Origin of the sequence: Streptomyces sp. DH37 (assembly GCF_029813835.1) — a bacterium.
GTDB lineage: Bacteria > Actinomycetota > Actinomycetes > Streptomycetales > Streptomycetaceae > Streptomyces.
In genome coordinates this window covers 1-255 of sequence record NZ_JARVKV010000266.1, presented here as the reverse complement: position 1 = coordinate 255, position 255 = coordinate 1, and the positions used below count along the sequence as shown (strand labels likewise).

1 protein-coding gene is annotated in these 255 nt (G+C 66.3%); it reads left to right on the top strand.

The window, feature by feature from the left end:
- Positions 1-25: 25 nt before the first annotated feature.
- Positions 26-255, top strand: a 230-nt coding sequence (locus QC029_RS30970; RefSeq protein WP_279559152.1) for a helix-turn-helix domain-containing protein, incomplete at its 3' end; no start/stop codon positions are given.

The window sequence follows — 255 nt, the reverse complement described above, 5'->3', positions numbered from 1 at the left end:
ACCTGCGGTGCTTACGATGTGGCCCATGGCTGAGCACCAGATCGGAAGGCGTGCCATCGAGGCCGGCCCGACCGGAAAGACCGTGGCAACGAACATCGCGCGGCTCAGGAAGGTCCGCGGCCTCACCACACGACAGCTCTCCGGCGAGCTCGAGCGCAACGGGCGGTACATCCCAGCTTCCGGGATCACTCGCATGGAGAAGGGCGACCGCCAGGTGACGGCTGATGACCTGGTGGCGCTCGCTGCCGTCTTCAA